Source organism: Streptomyces sp. DSM 40750 (genome assembly GCF_024612035.1).
Taxonomy (GTDB): domain Bacteria; phylum Actinomycetota; class Actinomycetes; order Streptomycetales; family Streptomycetaceae; genus Streptomyces.
In genome coordinates this window covers 2,450,684-2,476,034 of record NZ_CP102513.1, presented here as the reverse complement: position 1 = coordinate 2,476,034, position 25,351 = coordinate 2,450,684, and the positions used below count along the sequence as shown (strand labels likewise).

24 protein-coding genes are annotated in these 25,351 nt (G+C 72.3%); 16 read left to right on the top strand and 8 right to left on the bottom strand.

Annotation, left to right across the window (positions count from 1 at the left end; genetic code table 11):
• Positions 1 to 180 precede the first annotated feature (180 nt).
• Positions 181 to 1,026, bottom strand: a complete 846-nt coding sequence (locus JIX55_RS11075) for a siderophore-interacting protein (RefSeq protein ID WP_257563130.1) — start codon at positions 1,024 to 1,026, stop codon at positions 181 to 183.
• Between the two features lie 173 nt (positions 1,027 to 1,199).
• Positions 1,200 to 2,129, bottom strand: a complete 930-nt coding sequence (locus JIX55_RS11070; protein WP_257569291.1) for a 5'-3' exonuclease — start codon at positions 2,127 to 2,129, stop codon at positions 1,200 to 1,202.
• 199 nt (positions 2,130 to 2,328) lie between these two features.
• Between JIX55_RS11070 and JIX55_RS11065 the strand changes: the two genes are divergently transcribed.
• The 3 genes from JIX55_RS11065 to JIX55_RS11055 all read left to right on the top strand — a co-directional run bounded on the left by JIX55_RS11065 (position 2,329) and on the right by JIX55_RS11055 (position 4,861).
• Positions 2,329 to 3,315 carry a hypothetical protein gene (locus JIX55_RS11065; RefSeq protein ID WP_257563129.1) on the top strand — a complete coding sequence of 329 codons (987 nt, stop codon included), beginning with the start codon at positions 2,329 to 2,331 and terminating at the stop codon, positions 3,313 to 3,315.
• 207 nt (positions 3,316 to 3,522) lie between these two features.
• On the top strand, positions 3,523 to 4,101 hold the full coding sequence (locus JIX55_RS11060; RefSeq protein ID WP_257563128.1) for a helix-turn-helix domain-containing protein: 579 nt from the start codon (positions 3,523 to 3,525) through the stop codon (positions 4,099 to 4,101).
• A gap of 7 nt (positions 4,102 to 4,108) precedes the next feature.
• The gene (locus tag JIX55_RS11055; protein ID WP_257563127.1) at positions 4,109 to 4,861 is read left to right on the top strand and encodes a helical backbone metal receptor; all 753 of its coding nucleotides are present in this window, start codon (positions 4,109 to 4,111) and stop codon (positions 4,859 to 4,861) included.
• Here the strand turns inward: JIX55_RS11055 and JIX55_RS11050 are convergent.
• Positions 4,788 to 6,020 carry a TDT family transporter gene (locus tag JIX55_RS11050; RefSeq protein WP_257563126.1) on the bottom strand — a complete coding sequence of 411 codons (1,233 nt, stop codon included), beginning with the start codon at positions 6,018 to 6,020 and terminating at the stop codon, positions 4,788 to 4,790. The two genes, JIX55_RS11055 and JIX55_RS11050, sit on opposite strands and share 74 nt — an antisense overlap.
• A gap of 70 nt (positions 6,021 to 6,090) precedes the next feature.
• Here JIX55_RS11050 and JIX55_RS11045 point away from each other — a divergent pair, with 70 nt between their 5' ends.
• Positions 6,091 to 7,017 carry a LysR family transcriptional regulator gene (locus JIX55_RS11045; protein ID WP_257563125.1) on the top strand — a complete coding sequence of 309 codons (927 nt, stop codon included), beginning with the start codon at positions 6,091 to 6,093 and terminating at the stop codon, positions 7,015 to 7,017.
• A 222-nt stretch (positions 7,018 to 7,239) separates the two neighbouring features.
• Here the strand turns inward: JIX55_RS11045 and JIX55_RS11040 are convergent, their stop codons facing one another.
• Both JIX55_RS11040 and JIX55_RS11035 read right to left on the bottom strand, forming a co-directional pair.
• Complete coding sequence (locus tag JIX55_RS11040) at positions 7,240 to 7,920, bottom strand: gamma-glutamyl-gamma-aminobutyrate hydrolase family protein (protein WP_257563124.1); 681 nt, start codon at positions 7,918 to 7,920, stop codon at positions 7,240 to 7,242.
• 111 nt (positions 7,921 to 8,031) lie between these two features.
• Positions 8,032 to 8,766, bottom strand: coding sequence for a FadR/GntR family transcriptional regulator (locus JIX55_RS11035; protein WP_257563123.1), 735 nt, complete (start codon positions 8,764 to 8,766; stop codon positions 8,032 to 8,034).
• A 137-nt stretch (positions 8,767 to 8,903) separates the two neighbouring features.
• Between JIX55_RS11035 and JIX55_RS11030 the strand changes: the two genes are divergently transcribed.
• Genes JIX55_RS11030 through JIX55_RS11015 form a run of 4 tightly spaced genes read left to right on the top strand, consistent with a single transcriptional unit; the run spans position 8,904 to position 13,500 of the window.
• Positions 8,904 to 10,262: a glutamine synthetase family protein gene (locus JIX55_RS11030; RefSeq protein ID WP_257563122.1), complete on the top strand. Its 1,359-nt coding sequence runs from the start codon at positions 8,904 to 8,906 to the stop codon at positions 10,260 to 10,262.
• A 45-nt stretch (positions 10,263 to 10,307) separates the two neighbouring features.
• Positions 10,308 to 11,705 carry an aldehyde dehydrogenase family protein gene (locus tag JIX55_RS11025; RefSeq protein ID WP_257563121.1) on the top strand — a complete coding sequence of 466 codons (1,398 nt, stop codon included), beginning with the start codon at positions 10,308 to 10,310 and terminating at the stop codon, positions 11,703 to 11,705.
• A complete protein-coding gene (locus JIX55_RS11020; protein WP_257563120.1) occupies positions 11,702 to 12,523 on the top strand; it encodes a 3-oxoacyl-ACP reductase in 822 nt (273 codons plus the stop codon). Before JIX55_RS11025 ends, JIX55_RS11020 begins: the two co-directional genes overlap by 4 nt.
• A gap of 44 nt (positions 12,524 to 12,567) precedes the next feature.
• The gene (locus JIX55_RS11015; RefSeq protein WP_257563119.1) at positions 12,568 to 13,500 is read left to right on the top strand and encodes a DUF2510 domain-containing protein; all 933 of its coding nucleotides are present in this window, start codon (positions 12,568 to 12,570) and stop codon (positions 13,498 to 13,500) included.
• 37 nt (positions 13,501 to 13,537) lie between these two features.
• On the opposite strand, the gene JIX55_RS11010 is transcribed toward JIX55_RS11015, so the two are convergent.
• On the bottom strand, positions 13,538 to 14,740 hold the full coding sequence (locus tag JIX55_RS11010) for an amino acid deaminase/aldolase (RefSeq protein WP_257563118.1): 1,203 nt from the start codon (positions 14,738 to 14,740) through the stop codon (positions 13,538 to 13,540).
• 1,843 nt (positions 14,741 to 16,583) lie between these two features.
• Here JIX55_RS11010 and JIX55_RS11005 point away from each other — a divergent pair.
• Together JIX55_RS11005 and mycP are read left to right on the top strand one after the other, a co-directional pair.
• Positions 16,584 to 17,408 carry a hypothetical protein gene (locus tag JIX55_RS11005; RefSeq protein WP_257563117.1) on the top strand — a complete coding sequence of 275 codons (825 nt, stop codon included), beginning with the start codon at positions 16,584 to 16,586 and terminating at the stop codon, positions 17,406 to 17,408.
• Positions 17,405 to 18,688 carry a type VII secretion-associated serine protease mycosin gene (mycP, locus tag JIX55_RS11000; RefSeq protein WP_257563116.1) on the top strand — a complete coding sequence of 428 codons (1,284 nt, stop codon included), beginning with the start codon at positions 17,405 to 17,407 and terminating at the stop codon, positions 18,686 to 18,688. The genes JIX55_RS11005 and mycP overlap by 4 nt, the downstream gene beginning before the upstream one ends.
• Before the next feature lie 115 nt (positions 18,689 to 18,803).
• Here mycP and JIX55_RS10995 read toward each other — a convergent pair whose 3' ends face one another.
• Positions 18,804 to 19,856 (bottom strand): class A beta-lactamase-related serine hydrolase, encoded by a 1,053-nt coding sequence (locus tag JIX55_RS10995; protein WP_257563115.1) that lies wholly within the window; start codon positions 19,854 to 19,856, stop codon positions 18,804 to 18,806.
• Positions 19,857 to 20,005: 149 nt separating this feature from the next.
• Between JIX55_RS10995 and JIX55_RS10990 the strand changes: the two genes are divergently transcribed.
• Complete coding sequence (locus tag JIX55_RS10990; RefSeq protein ID WP_257563114.1) at positions 20,006 to 20,737, top strand: SseB family protein; 732 nt, start codon at positions 20,006 to 20,008, stop codon at positions 20,735 to 20,737.
• A gap of 16 nt (positions 20,738 to 20,753) precedes the next feature.
• Here the strand turns inward: JIX55_RS10990 and JIX55_RS10985 are convergent, their stop codons facing one another.
• On the bottom strand, positions 20,754 to 21,110 hold the full coding sequence (locus JIX55_RS10985; RefSeq protein ID WP_257563113.1) for a DUF1844 domain-containing protein: 357 nt from the start codon (positions 21,108 to 21,110) through the stop codon (positions 20,754 to 20,756).
• 332 nt (positions 21,111 to 21,442) lie between these two features.
• Between JIX55_RS10985 and infC the strand changes: the two genes are divergently transcribed.
• From infC to JIX55_RS50855, 5 genes are all read left to right on the top strand, one after another.
• Positions 21,443 to 22,174 (top strand): translation initiation factor IF-3, encoded by a 732-nt coding sequence (gene infC, locus JIX55_RS10980; RefSeq protein ID WP_257563112.1) that lies wholly within the window; start codon positions 21,443 to 21,445, stop codon positions 22,172 to 22,174.
• Positions 22,175 to 22,306: 132 nt separating this feature from the next.
• Complete coding sequence (rpmI, locus tag JIX55_RS10975) at positions 22,307 to 22,501, top strand: 50S ribosomal protein L35 (protein ID WP_003977225.1); 195 nt, start codon at positions 22,307 to 22,309, stop codon at positions 22,499 to 22,501.
• A gap of 113 nt (positions 22,502 to 22,614) precedes the next feature.
• Positions 22,615 to 22,998 carry a 50S ribosomal protein L20 gene (gene rplT / locus JIX55_RS10970; protein ID WP_004933571.1) on the top strand — a complete coding sequence of 128 codons (384 nt, stop codon included), beginning with the start codon at positions 22,615 to 22,617 and terminating at the stop codon, positions 22,996 to 22,998.
• A 261-nt stretch (positions 22,999 to 23,259) separates the two neighbouring features.
• Entirely contained in the window at positions 23,260 to 24,117 is an 858-nt protein-coding gene (locus tag JIX55_RS10965; RefSeq protein WP_257563111.1) for a TrmH family RNA methyltransferase, read from the top strand.
• Positions 24,118 to 24,170: 53 nt separating this feature from the next.
• Positions 24,171 to 25,307 (top strand): sensor histidine kinase, encoded by a 1,137-nt coding sequence (locus JIX55_RS50855; RefSeq protein WP_306819996.1) that lies wholly within the window; start codon positions 24,171 to 24,173, stop codon positions 25,305 to 25,307.
• Positions 25,308 to 25,351 lie beyond the last annotated feature (44 nt).

Sequence of the window (25,351 nt, the reverse complement as noted above, 5' to 3'; positions counted from 1 at the left end):
GTGGAGGTGGAGGACGGGGCCCGGCAGCCGGAGGCCACGCGGGTCGGGATCGCAGGCGTCGTCCGACGTCACGCAGGTGGGCCGGGATCGGCGGAGTCGTCCGACGTCACGCAGGCAGGTCGGATCGGCGGAGTCGTCCCACGTCACACACGCAGGCCGGATCGCCCGTACCGCACGCGGTCACGCCGTCGTGGACACGCCCTCCTGCTCCGCCTCGACGCGCGCGTTCCACTCCTTCTTCGCCGCCTGCCAGCCGTCCTCGTCATGGCCGAGGCGCCAGTAGCCGGAGATCGACAAGTCCTCGCGCGGGATGGCCAGTTCGACGCGCAGCAGGCGGCGCAGCTCCTTCACGAAGCCCGCCTCGCCGTGGACGAAGGCGTGCAGCCGGCCCTCGGGGAACTCCAGCGCGCGTACGGCGTCGACGAGGGCGGCGCCGACGGGACGGTCGCCGCGGTGCAGCCAGACCACGTCCACATCGGAGTTGATCTTCTGCTCCTCCTCGGGACCGGCGACCTCGACGATCGCGTGGACCCGGGCACCGTCGTGAAGAGCCTCCAGGGAGGCGCCGATCGCGGGCAGCGCACTCTCGTCGCCGACGAGCAGATGCCAGTCGGCCTCCGGGTTGGGCGCGTAGGCGCCGCCCGGGCCGAGGAAACGGACCAGCTCGCCCGGCTGGACACGGGTGGCCCAGGGACCGGCGAGGCCCTCGTCGCCGTGGAGCACGAAGTCGATGGTGAGCTCGCGCAGTTCGGGATCCCAGGCCCGCACGGTGTACGTCCGGGTCACCGGCCACTGGTCCCGGGGGAACTCCGCACGGATCCGCTCAAGGTCGAAGGGCTCCGGATAGGTCACACCCTCGGGGCCGAACAGGAACTTCACATAATGGTCGGTGCTGCCGCGCGGGGAGAACTCCGCGAGGCCGTCGCCCCCGAGTACGACGCGCTGCATGTGCGGGGTGAGCCGCTCTGTGCGGACGACTCGCCCGGAGTGGGGCTTCGGGGTCCTGCGTACCGGACGCTCTGCCATGACGGCCTCCCAAGTACCTACTAAGGCTTACCTAAGTTAGCATCTCCCCCCGTTGAACACCTCATGCTTGAGGGATGTACGCGGACTTCGCGGTGTGAATCGCGCCTCAGAGCCCTCACTGCCGAAGTGTCTCCCCATCCTCCGGCGTACGCCCCGTCCGCGGGACGTCCATCTCACGCCTGCAGCGTCGTGAGCAGCCGCTGCAGTGATCCCCCGAGTCCCCAGCGCGCCGCGAGCGCCTCCAGGGCCGCCGGATCCCGCGGTGCGTGCGGCAGCGCCGTGTCGACCTCCGGCAACGGTACGTCGGCCGCCACCTGTACGACCGTGGGCGCGACCGCGACATAAGGGCGCGCCTCGTCCAGTCTCTTGCGCTGCGACGGCGTGAGCTTCGCCGCGGGGTCGTCGACCGCGGCCATGATCCCGGCCAGGTCGCCGAACTGGTCGAGCAGCTTCGCGGCCGTCTTCTCGCCGATGCCGGGCACACCCGGCAGACCGTCGCTCGGGTCGCCGCGCAGCAGGGCCAGATCCGCGTACCCGCGGCCGTCCACCCCGTACTTCGCGCGCAGCCAGGCCTCGTCGGTCAGCTGCAGCGAGCCCACGCCCTTCAGCGGGTACAGCACACGCACCCCGCGCCCGTCGTCGACCAGCTGGTACAGGTCGCGGTCGCCGGTGACGATGTCGACCGGGTCCTTCGCACGGGCCGTGAAGGTGCCGATCACGTCGTCCGCCTCGTACCCGGCGACGCCCACGCGCGCGATACCGAGCGCGTCCAGCACCTCCTCGATGACCGGCACCTGCGGCGACAGGGTGTCCGGCACCTCCTCCTCGTCCGGTCCGACCTCGTGCTCCTCGGCGACGCGGTGCGCCTTGTAGGAGGGGATCAGGTCGACCCGCCACTGCGGCCGCCAGTCCGCGTCCATGCACGCCACCAGGTCCGTCGGCCGGTGGTCCCTGACCAGGCGGTCGATGAACTCGAGCAGCCCGCGCACGGCGTTCACCGGGGTGCCGTCCGGGGCCTTCACGGAGTCCGGCACCCCGAAGTAGGCGCGGAAGTACAGGGAGGCGGTGTCGAGGAGCATCAGGCGTCGGGTCACGCCCCGCATCATGCCGCACGGCGCCGACACACGGGTCCCGACCCAACCGTGCGTGGCATGCGCGCCCGCGTTCCGTGAATACGTCCGGCCTGCGGTGAATATCCACAGCCGACCGGGTGTGGTGAACCCCACCCCTCGTCGCGTTCCGGGACTCCGCGGGCGTCCGTAGTCTCGACTCTCCGCTTCCGCCCGTTCCTGTGAGACCCGCATGCCCGTACGCCGCCGTCCCGCGCTCTTCGCCGTCGTGGTCGCGCTGGTGCTCGGCGCGCCGTTGGCGGCGCGGCTGCCGGTGGCGAACGCGGAGCCCGTGTCGGTGGCGGCGGAGCGGTTCGTCGAGCTGGCCGGGGATGTGCGGGAGGCGGACGGGTTCGTGTACGACGTACGGGACGACGGTGGGCGGACGATGGACACCGCCGAGATCCTCCAGGTCCCTTACGGCAGCACGTACCTCGCGGTCTACCACTCGACGCTCGCCGACGGCCGCTTCCACACGGCGGTCGCCACCTCCACGGACCTGCGCACCTGGACCCGCCGCCACGACTTCGGCGCGGGCACCAGCCAGCCGTCGCTCGCGCCGAACGGGCGAGGCGGTTACGTACTGGCGTACGAGAAAGATCCGGACAACCACATCGCGGTCCGCGGCTACCCCGATCTCGACGCCCTTCTGACAGGCGAGGCGGACCGCGCGTACGACGCCCCGCGCACCCTGTCGCCCTGCGCCGAGGGCACGCCGGACGTGACCGCCGTGCACGGCGACACGGTCGAACTCACCGGGCACTACCAGGAGTCCTGCGGCACCGACCGCCAACTGCGGGCGACGCTCAGGGACTTCACGACCTGGCGCGTCGAGGCCGATGACCGGCTGGACCGGGCCGTGGCGGCCTGGGGGACGGCCGGGAACATCGGCGACCGCACCCGTCTCGAACTGGGCGGCGAACCCCTGGTGCTGGTGGAGGGCCAACGCCTGCGGGACGACTTCGGCAGCTGGCGGACGTACGCCTACGATCCGGTGACAGGACGTGCCGACCGTGTCACCCCGCGCACCCACGGCGGCAGCACCTCCCTCGCCAACCCGTCGGCCGCCCTCGTCAACAGTCCCGACGGGCGTCCCGCCCTCCTGGTCAGCCTCTTCGTGCCGCGTGAGGGAGCGGCGAAAAAGGAGGCGGGACAGCTGCTCTACTGGCGAGAACTGTGAGCATGGACCCCGTCCCGGTTTACAGGGATGTGACGGGCGCATGAAACGGTTTGCCGAACATGCGTAGGGTGCAGAGAACTCATCAGGAGAAGTGCGCGCGATGAGTGCCGGACGGGTGGGCATCCGTATCCGGACCAGTAAGCGTTCGCAAGCCGACCCAGCGGGCGTCTGCGAGCCGACCGACGAGCGAAGGAGGGAGCCGGAGCGATGGGCGACCACAAAGAACAGCCCCTTCGGGTGGGCGCGGCCGTCCGGCGGCGGCGCCGGGCACAGGAGCTCACCCTCGCCGCCGTGGCCGAGCGCAGCGGCCTGTCGGTTCCCTTCCTCAGCCAGGTGGAGAACGAGCGGGCACGTCCCAGCAAGCCATCCCTGGAACGCATCGCCGACGCCCTCGGCACCACCGCCGTCGAACTGCTCGCCGCGGCCGACCCGGCGTGCAGCGTCGATGTCGTGCGCGCCGCCGATGACGGTTTCACGCCCCCCGATTCCTGCTCGCGCTCCCTGGTGCGCGGTCACCACCAGTTGCACGCCATGGAGTTCACCGGCGACCACGACGAGGGCCGCGAGGTCCAGCACCGCAACGACGAGCTGATGTACGTCGTGGACGGCGCCGTCGAGGTCGAGGCCGAGGGCCGCGCACACCGCCTCGGCCGCGGCGACACGCTGTACATGTCCGGTGGCGTACGGCACCGGTGGCGGGCCACCGAGCCCGACACCCGGGTCGTCGTGGTGGCCGTCGCCGACCACATCGAGGCCCTGGAGGACCGCCACCGCCAGGGCGCGTGAGGTTGCCATGAGCTCCGTCCCCCGTGTCGTCTCCCTGGTCCCGTCACTGACGGAGGCCGTCGCCGTCTCGCTGCCCGGCCTGCTGGTCGGCGCCACCGACTGGTGCGACCACCCGGGTGATCTCGATGTCGTACGGGTCGGAGGCACCAAGAATCCCAAGACCGATGTGATCGCGCGCCTCGCCCCCGACCTCGTGATCGCCAACGAGGAGGAGAACCGCGAGCCCGACCTGACCGCCCTGCGGGAGGCCGGCGTCGAGGTCCTCGTCACCGAGGTACGGGACGTGCCGGACGCCTTCACCGAACTGGACCGCGTGCTGCGGGCCTGCGGAGCCCGGTCCCGGCCGCGCTGGCTGGACGAGGCGGAGTCGGTGTGGTCCCGGCTGCCGGATCCGGCGGTCGGCCCGCTGACCCCCGGCCGTAGTACGACCGCCGTGGTGCCCATCTGGCGGCGGCCCTGGATGGTCCTCGGCCGGGACACCTTCGCCGGCGACGTGCTCGCCCGGCTCGGCGTGGACAACCTGTACGCCGGGCACGCGGAGCGCTATCCGCGGGTCCCCGTCGAGGAGCTGCGGGCCGCCGCGCCCGACGTCGTGGTCCTGCCCGACGAGCCGTACCGCTTCACCGCCGACGACGGCCCCGAGGCGTTCCCCGGACTGCCGAGCGCCTTGCTGAGCGGCCGTCATCTCACCTGGTACGGCCCGTCGTTGGCCGAGGCCCCTCAGGTGCTGGGCGCGGCGCTGCGAGCAGCTGTCCGCTGACCAGTCCGCGCATGGTGTGTGCGGCGGCCGTCGCCCAGGCCGCCAGCAGCAGCGCGTAGAGCGCGACGGCGAGGACGTCGAAGGCGATGAGCCCCGTGTGCCGGGCCTGCCCCTCCACGCCGGTCACACAGGTGCCCACCGGGAAGGTGAACGCCCACCACCCCATCGAGAACCCCATGCCCCGCCGCCGGGCCCGCACGACCATCGCCCCGGCGAGAGCGAGCCAGAGCAGCGCGAAGCCCATGACCGGCACGCCGTAGAGGACGGCGAACGCGGCGAGACCGTGCGCGTACGGGGTCGGTACGGCGTCGGGGGCCGCGTCGGCGAGGTTGCCGGCGGCGGTGGTCGACTGCCCGAGCGGGCCCAGGACGAGGAACAGGCTCGGCGTGAGCGCGAGCGGCAACGGCCCCGCCGTGACCAGCCGGCCGAACACCAGCGGCAGCACGAGCAGCGTGGCCAGCAGACTCAGCCCGAACAGCGCGAGACAGCCGAACAGCAGCGTCTGCCGGGCCTGCCCGGGCGGCAGATGCGGGACGAGCAGGGGACCGAGCGCGGCGGAGACCATGGGCGCGACGAGGGGGAGCAGCAGTACGGGGGTGACCTGGGCCGGCTCGATCCGGTGGCGGACGACCATCAGGTACGGCACGACGACGGCGGCGACCAGGCCCACGGCCGTCCCGGCGCCGAACAGCACCACGTCCAGCGCGACGGCCGCCCGCGCCCCGATCCAGTCCCGGCCGACGACGAGGGCACCGCCGCCCACGGCCAGCAGGGCCATGGAGAGGCAGCCGTAGAAGGGGGCCACGGCCGGGTCGAGGAGATGGGCACGGGCCTGGTCGCGGTGGTGGACCCAGTGCAGGGCGCGGGCGCCGAGAAGAGTGACCAGGGCGAGGAGCGCGAGCGCCCAGACCACCGTGCAGACCGTCCGCAGGCCCGGCAGGTCGAGGGGGAGTCCGGCGCCGGCGGTGGCCACGATGGCGGTGCCCATGATCGGGGCGTACCAGTTGGGGCCGAGGTGGCGGAGGGCGGGGAGGCGGGGGTGGGGGCTGGGGCTGGGGCTGGGGAGCGTCGCCGAGGAGCGGCCCGGACGGACCGGACGCACTGCGTGGACCGGGCGGGCTGGGCGAGCCGGATGCTCTGGACGGACTGCGGTGGCCATGTTCCGAGCGTCCCGTCGGCGCGCGGGCCCCACCAGGGAGTCCGCTTGTATGGGGACATAAGCTGGGGTTATGAGCGAGCGCGAGGAGCGGGGCGGGCTGGGGCACCGGGTGCCGGATCTCGGTGCGCTCGAACTGCTGCTGGCCGTCGCGCGGCTGGGCTCGCTCGGGCGGGCGGCGCGAGAGCTGGGAATCACGCAGCCGGCCGCGAGCAGCCGGATCCGCTCCATGGAACGGCAGCTGGGCGTGGCTCTGGTCGACCGGTCGCCGCGCGGGTCCCGGCTCACGGACGCCGGGGCGCTCGTGACGGACTGGGCCCGGCGGATCGTCGAGGCGGCCGAGGCGTTCGACGTGGGCGCGCAGGCGCTGCGGGACCGGCGCGACTCCCGGCTCCGGGTCGCGGCGAGCATGACCATCGCGGAGTATCTGCTGCCCGGCTGGCTGATCGCGCTGCGAGCCGAGCGCCCGGACACGGCGGTGTCGCTCCTCGCGGGCAACTCGACGGTCGTCGCGGAACGGCTGCTCGCGGACGAGGCCGACCTGGGCTTCGTCGAGGGGCCGACCGTCCCGGCCGGGCTGGACGCGGTGGTGATAGCCCACGACCACCTGATCGTCGTGACCGCCCCGAGCCATCCCTGGGCCCGCCGCCGCAAGCCCCTGGAGGCGGCGGAACTGGCCTCCACGCCGCTGATCCTCCGCGAGAAGGGATCCGGCACCCGACAGGTCCTGGAAGCGGCCCTCGGCAGCCTGGCCCGTCCCCTCATCGAGCTCTCCTCCACCACGGCGGTCAAGTCCTCCGCCCTGAGCGGCGCCGGGCCCGCGGTGCTGAGTGAGCTGGCCCTCGGCGAGGAACTCTCCGCGCGTCGTCTGGTCCGCATCCCCGTGGACGGCGTACACCTGCGCCGGGCCCTGCGGGCGGTATGGCCGACGGGACATCGGCCGGCGGGGCCGGCGCGGGATCTGCTGGGGCTGACGCGAGGGGCCGCGGCCGGCGCTTGAGGGGGTTTTCGCCCCCGCCGCCCCTACCCTTGTTGTTCGGCTGCGGGTCAGTGGGGGCTTGTCGCGCAGTTCCCCGCGCCCCTGAGAGACCCCGGGCGCCACCCATGCTGTCAAAGGGCGCGGGGAACTGCGCGAGCAACCACACACGACCCGCACCCGCCCGACAACCCCCGGACGCGGCTCGGGTAAGGGGCGCGGCCCGGTTCTCGTGAGGGGATCCGCTCAGGACGCCGCTTCCGTGAGGGCGCGCATCACCCGTACGTCCTCGCCCATCTCGGGATGCCACTGGACGCCCAACACCCAGGCAGGGGAGGGCAGTTCGACGGCCTCCACCGTGCCGTCCGCCGCGTACGCCGATGCCAGCAGTCCCTCGCCGAGGCGGTCCACCGCCTGGTGGTGGTAGGTCGGGACGTCGGCCTCCTCGGGGGCGATCTCGGCGTAGCGCGTGCCCGGGACGGGCTTCACCGGGTGGCGGCCGAAGACGCCCACCTCGATGACATGGTCGTCGAGATGCTGGATCAGCGTGCCGCCGAGGGCGACGTTCAGCAGCTGCATGCCCCGGCAGATGCCGAGCAGCGGGGTGCCCGAGTGGAGGGCCGCGTGGATCAGGGCCAGCTCCCAGGCGTCACGCGCAGGCGCCGCCGGGCCCGTGCGCGGCTCGCGCTCGGCGCCGTAGTGGGACGGGTCGACGTCCGGCCCGCCCGCGATCACCAGCCCGTCGAGCCGGGCGACGACCTCCGCCGCGTACGACGGGTCGTCCGGCGGCAGCATGGCGGCGAGCCCTCCCGCCGCCTGGACGAGCCGGGGATAGCCGACCGGCAGCAGGGCCGCCTCCAGCTCCCACACACCCCAGCGCGCACCGGACTCCAGATACGTACTCACACCGATCAGCGGCCTGGCCACGCGCTTCTCCCTCGTGCTCGACGGGACCGTCGCCCAATGGAAAACGTTCATACCTTTATGAGCGGCTGAGGGCAAGGCGCCCCCGGTGCGCCCGCCCGCCGGCGGGAACCCTCACGTCAGGAACCCCCGCAACAGCGCCGCCGTCCCCGCGCAGTGCTCCCGCATGATCTCGCGCGCCCCGTCCGCGTCGCCGTCGAGGACGGCCTCGACCAGGGCGACGTGCTGCCGCTGGGAGTGCTCCAGGTTGCGCACCAGAAGCGGAATGCAGTCGAGGAGGTCGTTGACGGAGGCGCGTACGGCCGCGTACTGGGCGGTGAGGGAGGGAGAGCCGCACACTTCCGAGAGGGTGAGATGGAGGAGCGTGTCGCGGCGGCGGTATTCGGCGAGGGGCGCCTCGTGGGTGCGGGCCAGCGCCTCGCGGAGGCGGTCGGCCTGCTCGTCGGTCAGCCCGTGCGCCGCGCACAGCCCGGCAGCCCCCACCTCCAGCACCTCCCGGAAGCGGAGCACGTCCTCGATGTCGACCTCGGCGATACGGCGGCGCAGCTCGTCCTCGCCGCCGGCGTCGGCGCGCGGCAGCACGAACGTGCCGCCGTACCGCCCGCGCCGCGCCTCCACCAGCCCCTGGTCCTGGAGGACCTTCAGCACCTCGCGCAGCGTCACCCGGCTGATCCCGAGCCGCTCGGCCAGCTCGCGCTCCGCCGGCAGCCGTTCGCCACCGGGCACCAGACCGAGCCGTACGACCTGCAGGATCTGCTCCAGTGCCTCCTCGAAGCCGTTGCCCGCCCGCACCGGCCGCAGCACCGGGGTCAGCCGGTCCTCCGGACCGCCATCAGGATCCACCGACATATGGCCGTGCCCCCTTCCCAAGCAATGGTTCTCGGCAATACCTTATGACTTCCGGTCCGGCCGATGAAGCGCGCGGTACGAAAGCAGTACGAGCAGAAGTGCGCGAGCGCCGAAGAAAGCCCAAGGAGGCCTCCCCCGTGGCAGACCGCACACCCCCGCTCGCCGTCGAGGAACTGCACGCCCTCGTCGCGGGCGGTGAGATCGACACTGTCGTCCTGGCCTTCCCCGACATGCAAGGGCGGCTCCAGGGCAAGCGGTTCGCCGCGCGCTTCTTCCTCGACGAGGTGCTCGCCCACGGCACCGAGGGCTGCAACTACCTGCTCGCCGTCGACACCGAGATGAACACCGTCGACGGCTACGAGATGTCCTCCTGGGACCGGGGCTACGGCGACTTCGCCATGCATCCCGACCTGTCCACTCTGCGCCGGGTGCCCTGGAACGAGGGCACGGCCATGCTGATCGCCGACCTGGCCTGGAGCGACGGCTCCCCGGTCGTCGCCGCGCCCCGCCAGATCCTGCGTCGCCAGCTGGAGCGCCTCGCCGAACTGGGCTACACGGCCAACGTCGGCACCGAGCTGGAGTTCATCGTCTTCAAGGACACCTACGAGCAGGCCTGGGACGCCGGCTACAAGGGGCTGACCCCGGCGAACCAGTACAACATCGACTACTCCGTCCTCGGCACGGGCCGCATCGAGCCCCTGCTGCGCCGGATCCGCAACGAGATGGCGGGCGCCGGGCTGACCGTCGAGTCCGCCAAGGGTGAGTGCAACCCCGGGCAGCACGAGATCGCCTTCAAGTACGACGAGGCCCTGGTCACCTGCGACCAGCACGCCGTCTACAAGACCGGCGCCAAGGAGATCGCCGCCCAGGAGGGCATGTCGCTCACCTTCATGGCGAAGTACAACGAGCGCGAGGGCAACTCCTGCCACATCCACCTGTCCCTCGCGGACGCCGACGGCGTCAACGTCATGGCCGACGGCCACGACATGTCGCCGGTCATGCGGCACTTCCTCGCCGGACAGCTCGCCGCACTCCGCGACTTCGCGCTGCTCTACGCGCCCAACATCAACTCGTACAAGCGGTTCCAGCCGGGCTCCTTCGCCCCGACCGCCGTCGCCTGGGGCTACGACAACCGGACCTGCGCGCTGCGGGTCGTCGGCCACGGCCGCTCCATGCGCTTCGAGAACCGGCTCCCCGGCGGTGACGTCAACCCGCACCTCGCCGTCGCCGGGCTGATCGCGGCCGGGCTGTACGGCATCGAGCAGAAGCTGGAGCTGCCGGAGGTGTGCGAGGGCAACGCGTACGCCGCCGGGTACGCCCATGTGCCGACCACCCTGCGCGAGGCAGCCGAGCTGTGGGAGAACAGCCCGATCGCCAGGGCCGCCTTCGGTGACGAGGTGGTCGCGCACTACCTCAACATGGCCCGCGTCGAGCTGGCCGCCTTCGACGCCGTCGTGACCGACTGGGAGCTGCGCCGCTCCTTCGAACGTCTGTGACTCACCGAGCACATCCGTGATTCACCCGCTGTGAGAGGCCCATTCTTGTCCGGACAGTCCCAGCAGAACGAGCAGCAGCTCCAGGTACTCAACCCCGCCACCGAGGAGGTCGTCGCCACCGTCCCGGCCGCCACCGCGGCGGACGTCGACACGGCCGTCGCCCTGGCGACGAAGGTCCAGCGGCTGTGGGCCCACGCCATGTCCCCCGCCGACCGCGCCCGGCTGCTGCGCCGCTTCGCCGCGACCGTGGACGACCACCTCGAGGAGCTGGCCCTCCTCGAGGTCCGCGAGGCCGGGCACACCATCGGCAACGCCCGCTGGGAGGCCGGCAACGTCCGGGACCTGCTCGACTACGCGGCGGGGGGCGTCGAACGGCTCACCGGACGGCAGATCCCGGTGGCCGGCGGCCTCGACGTCACGTTCCTCGAACCCCTCGGCGTCGTGGGCGTGATCGCGCCCTGGAACTTCCCGATGCCCATCGCGGCCTGGGGCGTCGCCCCCGCGCTCGCGGCCGGCAACGCGGTGATCCTCAAGCCCGCCGAGACCACCCCGCTCACCGCCCTCCGCCTGGTCGAACTCTCCCGCGAGGCGGGCCTGCCCGAGGGCCTGTTCCAGGTGCTCCCCGGCCACGGCCCCGTCGCGGGCAACGCCCTCGTCGAGCACCCCGGCGTCGCGAAGATCGTCTTCACCGGGTCGACGACCGTGGGCAAACAGGTGTTGGCAAAGGGCTCGGCGCTGCTCAAGCGCGTCACCCTCGAACTCGGCGGCAAGAGCCCCAACATCGTCTTCGCCGACTCCGACATCGAGGCCGCCGCCGCGGCCGCTCCCATGGCATTCCTCGACAACTCCGGCCAGGACTGCTGCGCCCGCACCCGCATCCTCGTGCAGCGCTCCGCCTACGACCGCTTCCTCGACCTCCTCGCCCCCGGCATCGAGTCGGTCCGCGTCGGCGACCCGGCCGACGAGGCCACCCAGATGGGCCCGCTGATCTCCAAGGCCCAGCTGGACCGCGTCCGTTCCTACGTCGACCCGGACGCGCCCGGCATCCGCGGCAAGGCCCCCGAGGGCCCCGGCTTCTGGTTCCCGCCGACCGTTCTCACCGGCGTGGAGCCCCACGCGCGCGTGGCCGCCGAGGAGGTCTTCGGCCCCGTCGCCGTGGTCATCCCCTTCGAGGACGAGGCCGACGCGATCCGGCTCGCCAACGACACCCCGTACGGCCTCTCCGGCTCCATCTGGACCCGCGACGTCGGCCGCGCGCTGCGTGTCTCCCAGGCCGTCCGCGCGGGCGCCCTGTCCGTCAACTCCCACTCCAGCGTCCGCTACTGGACCCCCTTCGGCGGCTTCAAGCAGTCCGGCATCGGCCGCGAACTCGGCCCGGACGCCCTGACCGCCTTCACCGAAACCAAGAACGTCTTCATCAGCACGGAAGGCCCCGCACAGTGACTCAGCCCCAGGAGACTGCTCCATCCTCTGGGGGTTCCCCCCAGACCCCCGCCTGCCGCCGACTCGTCGGCCGTACCGCCGTCATCACCGGTGCCGGCAGCGGCATCGGCCTCGCCACCGCGCGCCGGCTCGCCTCCGAGGGCGCGCACGTCGTCTGCGGCGACGTCGACGAGGCGCGCGGCAAGGCGGCCGCCGAGGAGATCGGCGGGATCTTCGTGAAGGTCGACGTGACCGACGCCGAGCAGGTCGAGGCGCTCTTCAAGACCGCGTACGACACCTACGGCAGCGTCGACATCGCCTTCAACAACGCGGGCATCTCGCCGCCCGACGACGACTCCATCCTGGAGACCGGCCTGGAGGCCTGGAAGCGGGTCCAGGAGGTCAACCTCACCTCCGTGTACCTGTGCTGCAAGGCCGCCATCCCCTACATGCGCCGCCAGGGCAAGGGCTCGATCATCAACACCGCGTCCTTCGTGGCCCGGATGGGCGCGGCGACCTCCCAGATCTCGTACACGGCCTCCAAGGGCGGTGTGCTGGCCATGTCGCGGGAGCTGGGCGTGCAGTTCGCGCGGGAGGGCATCCGCGTCAACGCCCTCTGCCCGGGGCCGGTCAACACCCCGCTCCTCCAGGAACTGTTCGCGAAGGACCCGGAGCGGGCCGCGCGCCGGCTCGTGCACATCCCGGTCGGACGGTTCGCGGAGGCCAACGAGATCGCGGCCGCCGTCGCGTTCCTCGCCAGCGACGACTCGTCCTTCGTGAACGCCACCGACTTCCTGGTCGACGGCGGCATTTCGGGCGCGTACGTCACTCCGCTCTAGGGCAACCGGAGCACCGACACAGCCGGTGTGATTAGAGTGCCGGGATGAGCAGTTCGCCACCGCCCGGCTGGTACCGCGACCCGTCCTTCCCGCTCACCGAACGCTGGTGGGACGGGACCGCGTGGACCGACCACCGACGTCAGCCGGAGCAGCCTGTCCCGCCGGTGGTGCAGCCGCAGCCGCAGCCGCCCGTGGGCAAGGGCCCCGGGCGCACCAAGGTCGTCGCGCTCGCCGTGGCCGGTGCCGTCGTGGTCGCCGGGGCGGTCACGGGCGGCGTCCTCGTGCTCGGCAAGGACGGCGACGGGGGCGGGAAGACGCGGACCACCACGGCCTCCCCGACCCCGGACGCGGAGGGCAGCGACAGCCCGACCCCCACGAAGCCCGCCACCGCGTCTCCCACCGGCGACCCGGCGGTCGTCGTGGACGGCCTCAACGGCATCACCTTCCCGATCCTCGACGGCTGGGTCGACGGCGACGGATCCGCCGAGGACGACGCCGTCCTGGTCACGGACGGCGGCATCTACGACTGCCCCGGCGACAACGGGCTGTGCCGCAGGGGCACGGTCATCTCGCGGACCGTGACCGGCAGCAGCGAGACGTCCCCGAAGGCCCTCGCCGAGAACGACATCGAGGACGCCGCGAACGACGCGTACGACCGCGACGAACTGGACCGGCGCCCGTACAACGGCATCACCGGCCACGAGGTCGTCGGCTCCGGCTCGGTCGCCGTCGCGGGCCGCGCCGGGTACTTCGTGCGCTGGCGGGTGACGACCGGGGCCGGACCCGGCGGTTACGTCCAGTCCCTCGTCTTCCCGTCCAGCATCGGCTCCGAGGCCCCGGTCCTCGTCCGGTTCGCCCTCGACGCGGGCGACGACGGCCCGCCGGTCGACGACATCGACAGGATCGTCAAGGGCATCCGACCGGTGGACGACGCCGACACGGGCGGGGGAGTGGGCAGCAGCCTCGGCCCGTCGTGAGCCCGGGCGCCCACGAGCGGACTCCCGGACTCCAGGGCTACAGGAACGTGTGACCCTCGCCGCGGTACGTCGGCACCGTCGCCGTCACCTCGTCGCCCTCCACCAGGTGCAGCACGTCGAACCGCTCGCACAACTCGCCGGCCTTGGCGTGCCGGAACCACACCTTGTCGCCGAGCAGCAGGTCGTCCGCGGGCGCGCCGAGCAGCGGGGTCTGCACCTCGCCCGGGCCCTCCTGCGGGTCGTACTTCAGCCCTTCCGGCAGATACGGCACCGGCAGCCGGTCGGGGCCGGGCGCGCCGGAGGCCGGATAGCCGCCGCCCAGGACGGTGACGACCCCGACACCCGGCCGTCGTACGACGGGCATGGCGAAGAGCGCGGCCGGACGCCCGCTGAACGAGGTGTAGTTGTCGAACAGCCGAGGCACGTACAGGCCCGACCCCGCGCCGATCTCGGTGACCGCGTCCTCCGCCGCCGTGTGCTGCACGCTGCCCGTGCCGCCGCCGTTGACGAACTCCAGGTCCGGCGCCACCCGCCGTATGGCGCGCACGACCTCGGCCCGCCGCGCGGCCAGTTCCTTCTTCGCGGTGGCCTGCATCAGCCGCACGGCACGCGACCGCAACGGCCGCCCGGCCACCGAGTCACCCACACCGGCGATATGACCCTCGTACGCCATGATTCCGACCAGTTTGAACCCAGGGCGCTCGGCGACGGCGCGGGCCATCTCGGCGACCTGCGTGGGGGAGTGCAGCGGGGAGCGAAGGGCCCCGATCCGCACGCGCCCCCCGAGCAGCTTCAGCGAGGTGTCCAACTCCAGGCAGACGCGCACGACTTCGGTGCCGCCCCGCCGGGAGTCGTCGATCAGCCGGAGCTGGGCGGGGTCGTCGACCATGACGGTCACGGCGGCGGCGAGCTTGGGGTCGCCCGCCAGTTCGGCGAAGGCCTCGTGGTCGGCCGACGGGTAGGCGAGGAGGACGTCCTCGAACCCGGAACGGGCCAGCCACAGGGACTCGGCGAGGGTGAACGACATGATGCCCTGGAAGCCCTCACGGGCCAGGACCCGTTCGAGGAGTGCTCGGCACCGTACGGACTTGCTCGCGACGCGGATCGGCTTGCCGCCGGCCCTGCGGACGAGATCGTCGGCGTTCGCGTCGAAGGCGTCGAGGTCGACGATCGCGAGAGGTGCGTCGAGATGAGCGGTGGCCCGGTCGTAGCGGGCCCGGGCGGCGGCGCGCGCAGTCATGAACGAAGCCTGCCAGACATGATTACCGCAGGGTAGGGGGACGTTCCGGGCAGAAGCCACGGTCCCGCCGTCTGGTTCCCGTTCGGCCGGGGCCAACCCGTAGAGTGACGCGCACGCAGGGACGACCTCGACGGGGATGCCGATCCGCTGCCACGGGTATGGCTTGCCCGTGGTGTTGACGGACCGACGGCGGGGCGACTCCCACGGTTTGCGTGACGGCCGCTCCCCACGGGCGGTCGGACGCCCGGACGACTTCCGGGTCGGCCCGGGACGAGGAAACGGGGGGTGCATGAGCACTGAAGCGCGCCGCGCCTCCATTCCCCCACGCCCACCGGCCCCGCCCCGCCCGCCGATACCGCCGGGCCACGAACCGTCGCCGACGACACCGGCCGCCCCGGCGTCGGGCGACACGTCGCAGCCGCAGCCGCCGTCGCGTGGGTCCGCGTCGGATCGGTCGGACGCAGGCACGCCGGGACCGTTTCCTCCGCTTGGCTCCGGCCCGGTGGGGGGCTCCGCCGCTCCGCCGCTCCGTCCGGATCGCGCGCCCTCGACCGGGGGTGGGCCCACCGTGCCACGGCGTCCGCAACGGCCGCCGGTGGCGGGTGTGCCCATGCGGCCCAGCACACCGCCCCGTCCGTCCTCGGCGCCCTCATCGGCGCCGGACGGATCCCGGGACGTACGAGACCCGGATGCGGTCGACGCGCAACGGCGCCCTTACGGCCCCGACGTGACGAACACGCCGGAGCACAGGCAGAGTTCCGGCAGCCGGGGCGGGCCCACGCACTCCCGTACGCACGGCTCCGGCCCTGCCGCCGGCCAGAGCGGCCCCTCGCACGGCTCCCGACAGGCAGCCGGGCAGAGTTCCGCCCATGGTTCCCATCAGGGCGCTGGTCACAGCCCTGCGCGTGGTTCCGGCCAGTCGGCCGGGGAGGGTGCCGGTCGCGGCTCCGGCCCGGCGACAGGGCACAGTCCCGCACGCGGCGGCGGCCAGCCCGTCGGGCAGAGCCCCTCGCGCGGTTCCGTCGTGGACGGTGGCACCACCCCGCACCGGGCTGAACACCCGCGTTTCTCCGACTTCCGCCGTAGCGCCGGCCAGAACGGCGGCACCACCGCCACCTCACCGCCCCCGGCGGCCTCCGCCCGTTTCCCGGACGCCCCCCCGGCAGCCTCGACACGCTTCCCGGACCCCCCGTCGGCCTCTCGTCTCCCGGACGAGGCCCCACCCCCGCCCCCGGCCTCGGCACGCTTCCCCGACGCCCCGCCGTCGGCGCGCCATACCGGACGACGTACGGGTGCCGCACAGACCTCGGGCGGCCGGACGGACGACTCGGCCCCGATCCCCGGCAGCCGGTCGCCCCGTACCTCCGGCCCTTCCGCCGGCGGCAGGTCTCCTCGTTCCACGGGCCCCACCTCCGGTGACCGGTCGTCCCGCTCCTCCGGCCCTACGGCCGACGGGGCGTCGCTCGGTTCCACCGGCCCTGCTCCCGGCGGCGCGTCCTCGCGACCTTCCGGTGGCGCGATTCCTCGTCCCTCCGGCCCCACCTCCAACGGCGGGTCTCCTCGTCCCTCCAGCTCCGCCCCCGGCAACCCATCGCCCCGCTCGGCCGGGCAGCCCCCGGCGTCCGCGCCGCGTACCGGCGTGCCGGCTTCCGGCGGTGTCGTACCGTCTCCGGCAGCGCCCCTTCGTAGTCCCCTGCCCGAAGAGGCCGGCCCGGCGTCGACCCCCCGGCCGCGTCCCCTCACGCCCGAGCGGCCCGGCGGCTGGCAGCCCCCGACGGGGCCCTCCCGGCGGTCCGCCGAAGCGCTCGACGCCGCGTTCGAGGCGTCGGCCGGGCGGCCCTTCGTGACGTTCGCGCAGCCGGACACGTCGCCGTGGACGCCGCCCGAGTCGTACGACGGTCGGCGCAGGCCGCGTCCCTCCAAGACGCGCGCGGCGGCCGTGGCCGCCTGCGTGGTGCTGGGCGTCGGGCTCATCGGCGGCGCGGCGGCGGGGAGTTGGCTCACCGGGGACTCCGGGGCGGACGGCTCCCGCGACACCTTCGCGGCGGCCGGGCAACTGTGGCACGGCGTACCCGTGGACGAACTGTTCCCGCCCACCCTCCAGGGCGAGGGCGCCGGACCCGGCGGCACCGACCGCACCTGGACCCGGATCGCGGTCGCGCCCGACAGCGACTGCGTGGACGCCTTCGACCCACTGCTGCGCAAGGCCCTCGCCCCCGTCGGCTGTCTGCGGCTGCTGCGCGCCACCTACACCGACGCGACCCGCAGCAACGTCACCACCGTCGGCCTGCTGTTCACCAAGGCCGACGCCACCGCGATGACCGCCCTCAAGGCCCGCTTCGAGAAGGACGGCCTCGACCGCCGTACCGATCTGATGCCCCGCCCGTACGCCGCCGAGGACACCGTCGCCGCCGGCTTCGGCGACAACCAGCGGGCCTCCTGGACGATCTCCGTCCTCACCGAGGCCCCCGTCGTCGTCTACGCCGTCTCGGGCTTCGCCGACGGCCGCACCGTCACCGAACCGCAGCCCGCCGCGGACGCGATGAAATCCGGCGCCACCACGGCTCCCGCCCAGTCCGGGCTCGGCCACGAGGCCCAGGGCCTCGCCGACCGCGTCGAACGCGGCCTGCGCAAGACCGCCGCGTCCGCCACGGAGCAGCCTTCATGAGAGCCGACAAACCCAAGACCACAGGAAAGGCCGAGACAGCCACAGCCGCCGGAAGAGCCGCGAAAGCCGACCGGAGCGGCGGCCGACGCAGCCGGCGCGACCGCCGCGCCCCCCGCCTCGGCCTCCTCAGCGTCCCCCTCGCCGCCTCCCTGGCCCTCCTGCCGTCCACCGCCGCGCACGCCGACGGCATCCGCGACCAGCAGTGGGCGCTGGACGCGATGCGCACGCAGGAGGCGTGGCGCACCACCAAGGGCGCGGGCATCACCGTCGCCGTCCTCGACACGGGTGTCGACGACGAGCACCCGGACCTGGCCGGCAACGTCCTGCCGACGAAGGACATGGTCGGCTTCGGGGCGTCGCGCGGCGACCGCTCCTGGGCCCGGCACGGCACCGCCATGGCGGGGATCATCGCCGGACACGGACACGGGGTGAACGACGCCGACGGCGTCCTCGGCGTCGCCCCCGAGGCGAAGATCCTCCCGGTCCGCGTCATCCTCGAAGACGGCGACTCAGCCCGCTCCAAGGCCCGCAGCACCCGGGGCAACGCCCTCGCCGAAGGCATCCGCTGGGCCGCCGACCAGGGCGTCGATGTCATCAACCTCTCCCTCGGCGACGACTCCAAGTCCGCCCACCCGGAACCCTCCGAGGACGCCGCCGTCCAGTACGCCCTGAGGAAGGGCTCGATCGTCGTCGCGTCGGCCGGCAACGGCGGCGAGAAGGGCGACCACATCTCGTACCCGGCGGCCTACCCGGGCGTGATCGCGGTGACCGCCGTCGACGAGGACGGCAGCCGCGCCCCGTTCTCCACCCGCCGCTGGTACGCCACCATCAGCGCCCCCGGTATGGATGTCGTCATCGCCGACCCGGACCGCAAGTACTACGAGGGCTGGGGCACCAGCGCCGCCGCGGCCTTCGTCTCCGGCGCCGCCGCCCTCATCAGGGCGGCCCACCCCGGCCTGACCCCCGCCCAGGTCAAACGCCTGCTGGAGGACACCGCCCGCGACACCCCCGTCGGCGGCCGCGACGACTCCCGCGGCTTCGGCTTCGTCGACCCGGCGGCCGCCATCGAGGCGGGCGGCAAGCTCGTCCCCGACGACCTCAAGTCGGCGTCGTACGGCCGGAAGTACTTCGGCTCCGGACCGGACCCGGTGGAGCAGGAAGACCCGACCGCCGGCTGGACCGCCCCCGTCGCGGGCGGCCTCGGCGTCGTCCTGCTGGTCACCGCGGTGGTGATCTGGCGCGGACGCGGTCGCGGCCGCCCCGACGAGTACGTCATCTGACGCCTGCGGGCCGGTGGCAGAATTCCGGTGCGTGCGGGTCGGTGGCAGAACTCGGGTGCCTGCGGGTCGGTGGCAGAACTCCGGTGTCTCCGAGACGGAGGCAGCGCTCTGGCGTCTACGAGTTGGTGGCCGCGTTCGTCGTGGCCGTGGCGTCCGCCGAATCCTCCGTGTCCGCGAAGAGGGAGACGGCCGCCCGAGCCGCCGCCTCGACCAGCGAAATCCCCCGCGCCTTCGTCGTGTTGCCGTTCGACACCACCGCGACCAGGTACTCCTGCCCGTCCACCGTGACCCGGCCGACACTGTTGATGTCCCACAGCCCGGTGGCCGTACGCGGCAACCACCCGTTCTTCAGGGCGAACGCCGATGCCGAGGAGCCGGAGGCGGCCGCCGAGACACCCCAGTCCTGGTCCACCGCGATCCGCCCCATCAGCTCCTGGACGTACGCCCGTGAGGCCGCACTCAGCTCGGACGTGTCGTCGTCCCCGAACACCTGCTGGAGCAGGGCGAGTTGATCGGCAGCCGTGGTCTGCGTCAGGCCCCAGTACAGGCCGTCGCCGCCCTCGGTCCCCGTCAGCCCGAACCGCACGTTCGCGGCGTCCAGGCCGTCCGCCTGCCCGATGGCCTTCCACAGGGCCGTCGCTGAGGCGTTGTCGCTGCTCCGGATCATCGCGGAGGCGTACGTCCTCTCCTCTGCGGTGAGCGGCCGGTCCGCCTCCTGCGCCTGGAGCAGCAGCGCCGCCAGGATGTTCGTCTTCACGATGCTCGCGGTGTCGAACCGGGCGTCCCCGTACACGGCCGAATCGCCGGACACCACGTCCATCACGGCCACGGAAACCGTCGCCCCGTCCGCGGCGGCCCCGGCGGTCACGTCCGCCAGGGCCGCCGAGAGCAGCTCGTCGTGGTCCACCTCGGGCGCCGCCACAGGTTCCACCGAATCCCCCTCAGTGACCACGTCCGCGCCCGGCGCGGTGGAAGCGGAGGCCGGGGGCGGTACAGACGATGACGCCGACGACGATACGGCGGCACTCCCGCCGTCATGCGCCTGGGCCCTCATGTACACCGTCCCGGTGGACGTGCCGCCCACGAGGACGAGGGCCGCCAGCGCGACATGGAAGAGCGGACGGCGCACGGACGGGTGGGCGCGGCGACGGGCTCTGGGTGAGGGCATGCCGCGATGGTTCTGCGCCGCGCTGTGCGCCTGGTTAGGCGAATGTTAGATGCTTGTCAGGGAAAGCTGAGAAAACCGTGAGTGGTGTGACGGTCACGTTTCCGGCCTGCCGAAAGCCCAGGAAACTTCCCCCGATAGGGTCGACGACCGTGGCGAACAAGAACATTCCCGACCCCGGCTTCTCCGACGACGACGGCTCCGCCGATCCCCGGCTGAGCGCGGCGCTCGCCGCCTGGGCCGAGGACCGGACCGCCGTGGGCCCCGTCCTGGCAGCGCTCAAGGGCGCCCGCCTGCTCGTCCCCGTCGTGGCCGTGCTCGGCGAGGTCGAGGTGGATGAGAACGGCTTGCGCCGCGAGAAGACCAGCGACATGGCCGTCCCCACCCTGAAGGCCGACGGCCGCACGGCCCTGCCCGCCTTCACCTCCACCGACTCCCTCGCCCGCTGGGACCCCGCCGCCCGCCCCGTCGCCGTACCCCTGCACCAGGCCCTGCAGGCCGCCGCGCACGAGAAGGCCGACACGATCGTGCTCGACCTCGCCGGGCCCGTCCCCTACGAGCTGACCGGCCGCTCGCTGCTCGCGCTCGCCGAGGGACGCACCACCACCGACCCGCTCGCCGACCCCGTCGTCCTCGACGCCGTACGCGCCGCCGTCGCCGCCGAGCCGGCCGTGCTCCGCGCCCACCTCGGCCCCGGCCGCGCCGACGGCATCCTGGCCCTCGTCCTCGACCCGTCCGCCGGCCCGGCCGAGACCGCGCAGTCCCTCGCCGGGCGGCTCGCCGCCGACGAAACACTGCGGGCCCGCCTGGTACGCGGCCTCGACCTGGCACTGCTGCCGGCCGGGGCGACGCCACCGGGCGAGCCCTTGTACGTACGCCCGTGAGAGCGGGACCGAAGGCTCAGCCGTAGATCGGGCCCGTGTACTTCTCGCCCGGACCCTGGCCCGGCTCGTCGGGCACGAGTGACGCCTCACGGAATGCCAGCTGCAGCGACTTCAGACCGTCGCGCAGCGGGGCCGCGTGGAAGGAGCTGATCTCGGTCGCGGACGCGTCCAGCAGACCCGCGAGGGCGTGCACCAGCTTGCGGGCCTCGTCCAGGTCCTTGTACTTGTCGCCCTCCTCCGTCAGACCGAGCTTCACCGCGGCGGCGCTCATCAGATTGACGGCGACCGTCACGATCACCTCGACCGCGGGGACCTCGGCGATGTCGCGGGTCATCGAGTCGAAGTCGGGGTTCTCAGGAGGGGTCTCACTCATGCCCCACACGATAGGCCCCGGCGCGTACGCCCCGACCTGCGGGAGGCCGCTGCGCCCCGATTGGCACCTCAGGTTTCAACCCGGTATGGTTGTTCCTACGACCGGCTGGACACCTGTGTGTCCGGCCCGCAAGTGGAGGCTCCGAACTCCCACCTGACTGTTCTCCGGGACGGCAGGTCACCCGGTCAGACGGCCCCCACCGTTCCGTACGGACGGTGGAGTCGTCCGAGATTGCGCCCCGCGGCACACCCGCGGCGGTGCTCCGGCAGTACATGGAGCCCCGCCTGTGTCCCGTCCGGGGCATTTTTCATGGCTCCCGACGGTTGGTCCCCATGTCAACCAGACATAACGCGGCGGTCCGCCAGACCGTCGTGTGGTGCTACCGAGGAGGATCCATCAGCGCCGAGCCCCGCATCAACGACCGGATTCGCGTTCCCGAGGTGCGACTTGTCGGTCCCAGCGGCGAGCAGGTCGGGATTGTTCCGCTTGCCAAGGCCCTGGAGCTTGCGCAGGAGTACGACCTCGACCTGGTCGAGGTGGCCGCGAACGCGCGTCCGCCGGTCTGCAAGCTCATGGACTACGGGAAGTTCAAGTACGAGTCGGCCATGAAGGCCCGTGAGGCGCGCAAGAACCAGGCGCACACGGTCATCAAGGAGATGAAGCTCCGGCCGAAGATCGACCCGCACGACTATGACACCAAGAAGGGTCACGTCGTCCGGTTCCTCAAGCAGGGCGACAAGGTCAAGATCACGATCATGTTCCGTGGTCGCGAGCAGTCCCGGCCCGAACTGGGCTACCGACTGCTGCAGCGTCTCGCTTCGGACGTCGAGGACCTCGGGTTCATCGAGTCGAACCCGAAGCAGGACGGCCGAAACATGATCATGGTTCTCGGTCCGCACAAGAAGAAGACCGAGGCGATGGCCGAGGCCCGTCAGGCGCAGGAAGCCCGGAAGGCGGAAGCGAAGGCCAACCCTGGCAAGTCGCAGAACGCCGCCGACTCCGACGCTGACGACTCCGACGAGGTCGAGGTCGAGGCGCCGGCCGAGGAGCCTGCCGAGGCGTAAATCCCCGGGACGCGAGTCCGGGGGAAGCCCTGGACGCCGAGTCCAGGGTGTCAACCGATAGAAATGACGTTCCGTCGTGCCCGGTTTAGCGACCGGGCACCGGAGCGCCACTGACGAGGAGAGAACGGCGCTATGCCGAAGAACAAGTCGCACAGCGGTGCCAGCAAGCGCTTCAAGATCACCGGCTCCGGCAAGGTGCTCCGTGAGCGCGCCGGCAAGCGCCACCTGCTCGAGCACAAGTCGTCCCGCGTGACGCGTCGCCTCACCGGCAACGCCGAGATGGCCCCGGGCGACGCCGCGAAGATCAAGAAGCTTCTCGGCAAGTGACGGAGCGGCGCCCGATCGTCCGTCGATCACTTCGCGCCGTACGTCTGGACCGGGACCCAATCGATTCCGGGCCGTGTGACGACACCCACGGCCCCGCTACAAGGAGTTAACAAGTGGCACGCGTCAAGCGGGCAGTCAACGCCCACAAGAAGCGCCGGGCGATCCTCGAGCAGGCCTCCGGCTACCGCGGTCAGCGTTCGCGCCTGTACCGCAAGGCCAAGGAGCAGGTCACCCACTCGCTGGTCTACAACTACAACGACCGCAAGAAGCGCAAGGGCGACTTCCGTCAGCTGTGGATCCAGCGCATCAACGCCGCTGCCCGCGCCAACGGCATCACCTACAACCGCTTCATCCAGGGTCTGAAGGCCGCGAACGTCGAGGTCGACCGCAAGATCCTCGCCGAGCTGGCCGTCAACGACGCCACGGCCTTCGCCGCGCTGGTCGAGGTCGCCCAGAAGGCGCTGCCGGCGGATGTGAACGCGCCCAAGGCAGCGTGAACGCTGCGCTGGCTTGAGCCGCGTGTGATGTGAACCGGACCCGCAGGCTGATCGCCGCCTGCGGGTCCGGGCGTTTTCTGGGCGGCTCTTCGGCTGCGGCTGGGTGGGGCTTCTCGCGCTGTTCCCCGCGCCCCTGAAGAGCAGGGGCCGTGTCTCTCAGGGGCGCGAGCAGCCACGACGGACCCGCACTCGCCAATGAACCGAACCCCCGAGTTCTCAGGCGCCCCATCCACCCCACTCACCCGAACCCGAAGGTGACCCATGCCCCCCGCCCCCGAGTTGATCTCCCCTCGCTCCGCCCGTGTCTCCGCCGCGCGGCGGCTCGCGAAGCGGAACTTCCGGGGGAAGGACCGTCTGTTTCTGGCGGAGGGGCCGCAGGCCGTGCGGGAGGCGGCTGGGCATCAGGTGGACGGTGTGCCGACCCTTGTCGAGCTGTTCGCGACGGTCGAGGCCGCGGAGCGGTACGCCGACATCGTGGGGGAGGCCCACGCGGCCGGGGCGCGGGTGCATCTCGCGGACGAGGCGGTCATCTCCGACATCTCCACGACCGTCACGCCGCAGGGGGTGGTCGGGATCTGCCGGTTCCTCGATACACCGTTCGAGGAGATCCTCGCCGCCAGGCCCAAGCTCGTCGCCGTGCTCGCGCACGTCCGTGACCCCGGGAACGCCGGCACCGTACTGCGGTGTGCCGACGCGGCCGGCGCGGAGGCGGTCGTGCTCACCGACGCGTCCGTGGACCTCTACAACCCCAAGGCCGTGCGGGCGTCCGTCGGCTCGTTGTTCCATCTGCCGGTCGCCGTGGGGGTGCCGGTCGAGGCAGCCGTGGCCGGGCTCAGGAGCGCCGGGGTGCGGATTCTCGCCGCCGACGGGGCGGGCGAGAACGATCTCGACGCCGAGCTGGACCAGGGGACCATGGGAGGGCCCACGGCCTGGGTGTTCGGGAACGAGGCGTGGGGGCTCCCCGAGGAGACGCGAGGGCTGGCCGACGCCGTCGTCCGCGTGCCCATCCACGGAAAGGCGGAGAGCCTGAACCTGGCGACCGCCGCCGCCGTATGTCTCTACGCGTCCGCCCGTGCACAGCGCGCCTTCGGAGGGTGCCGCACCGTCACTCCCAGCTAGTAGGGTGACGGGCTCGGGGGCCCACTGCACAACGCGAGAGGTGGGGTACGGGGATGAGGGTCGGCACGAGCAGCACACTGGGGGCACGGGACGTGCGCGCCACATCCGCGGCCCGGCACGGTGATCTCGCCGAGCTCGGCATCGACCCCGACGACCTGCCCGACGGACTGGTCGTGGCCGACGAGAACGGCCGCGTGATCTGCTTCAACGCCGCCGCCGCCCGCATCACCGCCACTCCCGCCGCCGAAGCCCTCGGCCGCCCGCTCGAATGGGCCCTCCCGTTAGAAGACCTGGAAGGCCGCCGCTGGTGGCAGCTGACCGACCCGTACGGGGGGCTCGCGATCCGGGTCGGACAGCCCGAGCGGAACCTGCTCCTCCCCGGGGCGCGCGAGATCCTCGTATCGGCCCGCTACATCCGTACGGAGCCCACCGGACCCGTCCGCCGGGTCGTCGTCTCCCTCCGCGACACCGAGGCCCGGCGCCGCACCGAGCGCAGCCACGCCGAACTGATCGCCACGGTGGCCCACGAACTGCGCTCGCCGCTGACGTCGGTCAAGGGGTTCACCGCGACGCTGCTCGCCAAATGGGAGCGGTTCACCGACGACCAGAAGAAGCTGATGCTGGAGACCGTGGACGCCGATGCCAATCGGGTCACACGTCTCATCGCCGAGCTGCTCGACATTTCGAGGATCGACTCCGGGCGGCTCGAAGTGCGGCGGCAGCCCGTCGACATAGGCGCGGCCGTCGGACGGCACATCCAGGCGTACGTCGCCGCGGGACAGCCCGCCGACCGGTTCCTGGTGCGGATCGAGCAGCCACTGCCCGATCTGTGGGCCGACCCGGACAAGATCGACCAGGTGCTGAGCAACCTCCTCGAAAATGCGGTGCGGCACGGCGAGGGAACCGTCACGATTGACGTCACGCCTGCCGCGTCTCCCCGGGAGGGAGAGGACACCGGCACGTCGGTCACCGTGAGCGACGAGGGCGCCGGCATCCCGGAGGAGTCCATGAACCGCGTCTTCACCCGCTTCTGGCGGGGCAGCAAGCGCGGCGGCACGGGCCTCGGGCTGTACATCGTCAAGGGCATCGTCGAAGCCCACGGCGGCACCATCACGGTCGGACGCGCCGCCGGCGGCGGCGCCGAGTTCCGATTTACGTTGCCCGTGGCGGCCCCGGCCTATCTGGCCTGAAGCACCACGGGCGCGTTCGTACACCTCCACCCCGTTAGACTCGG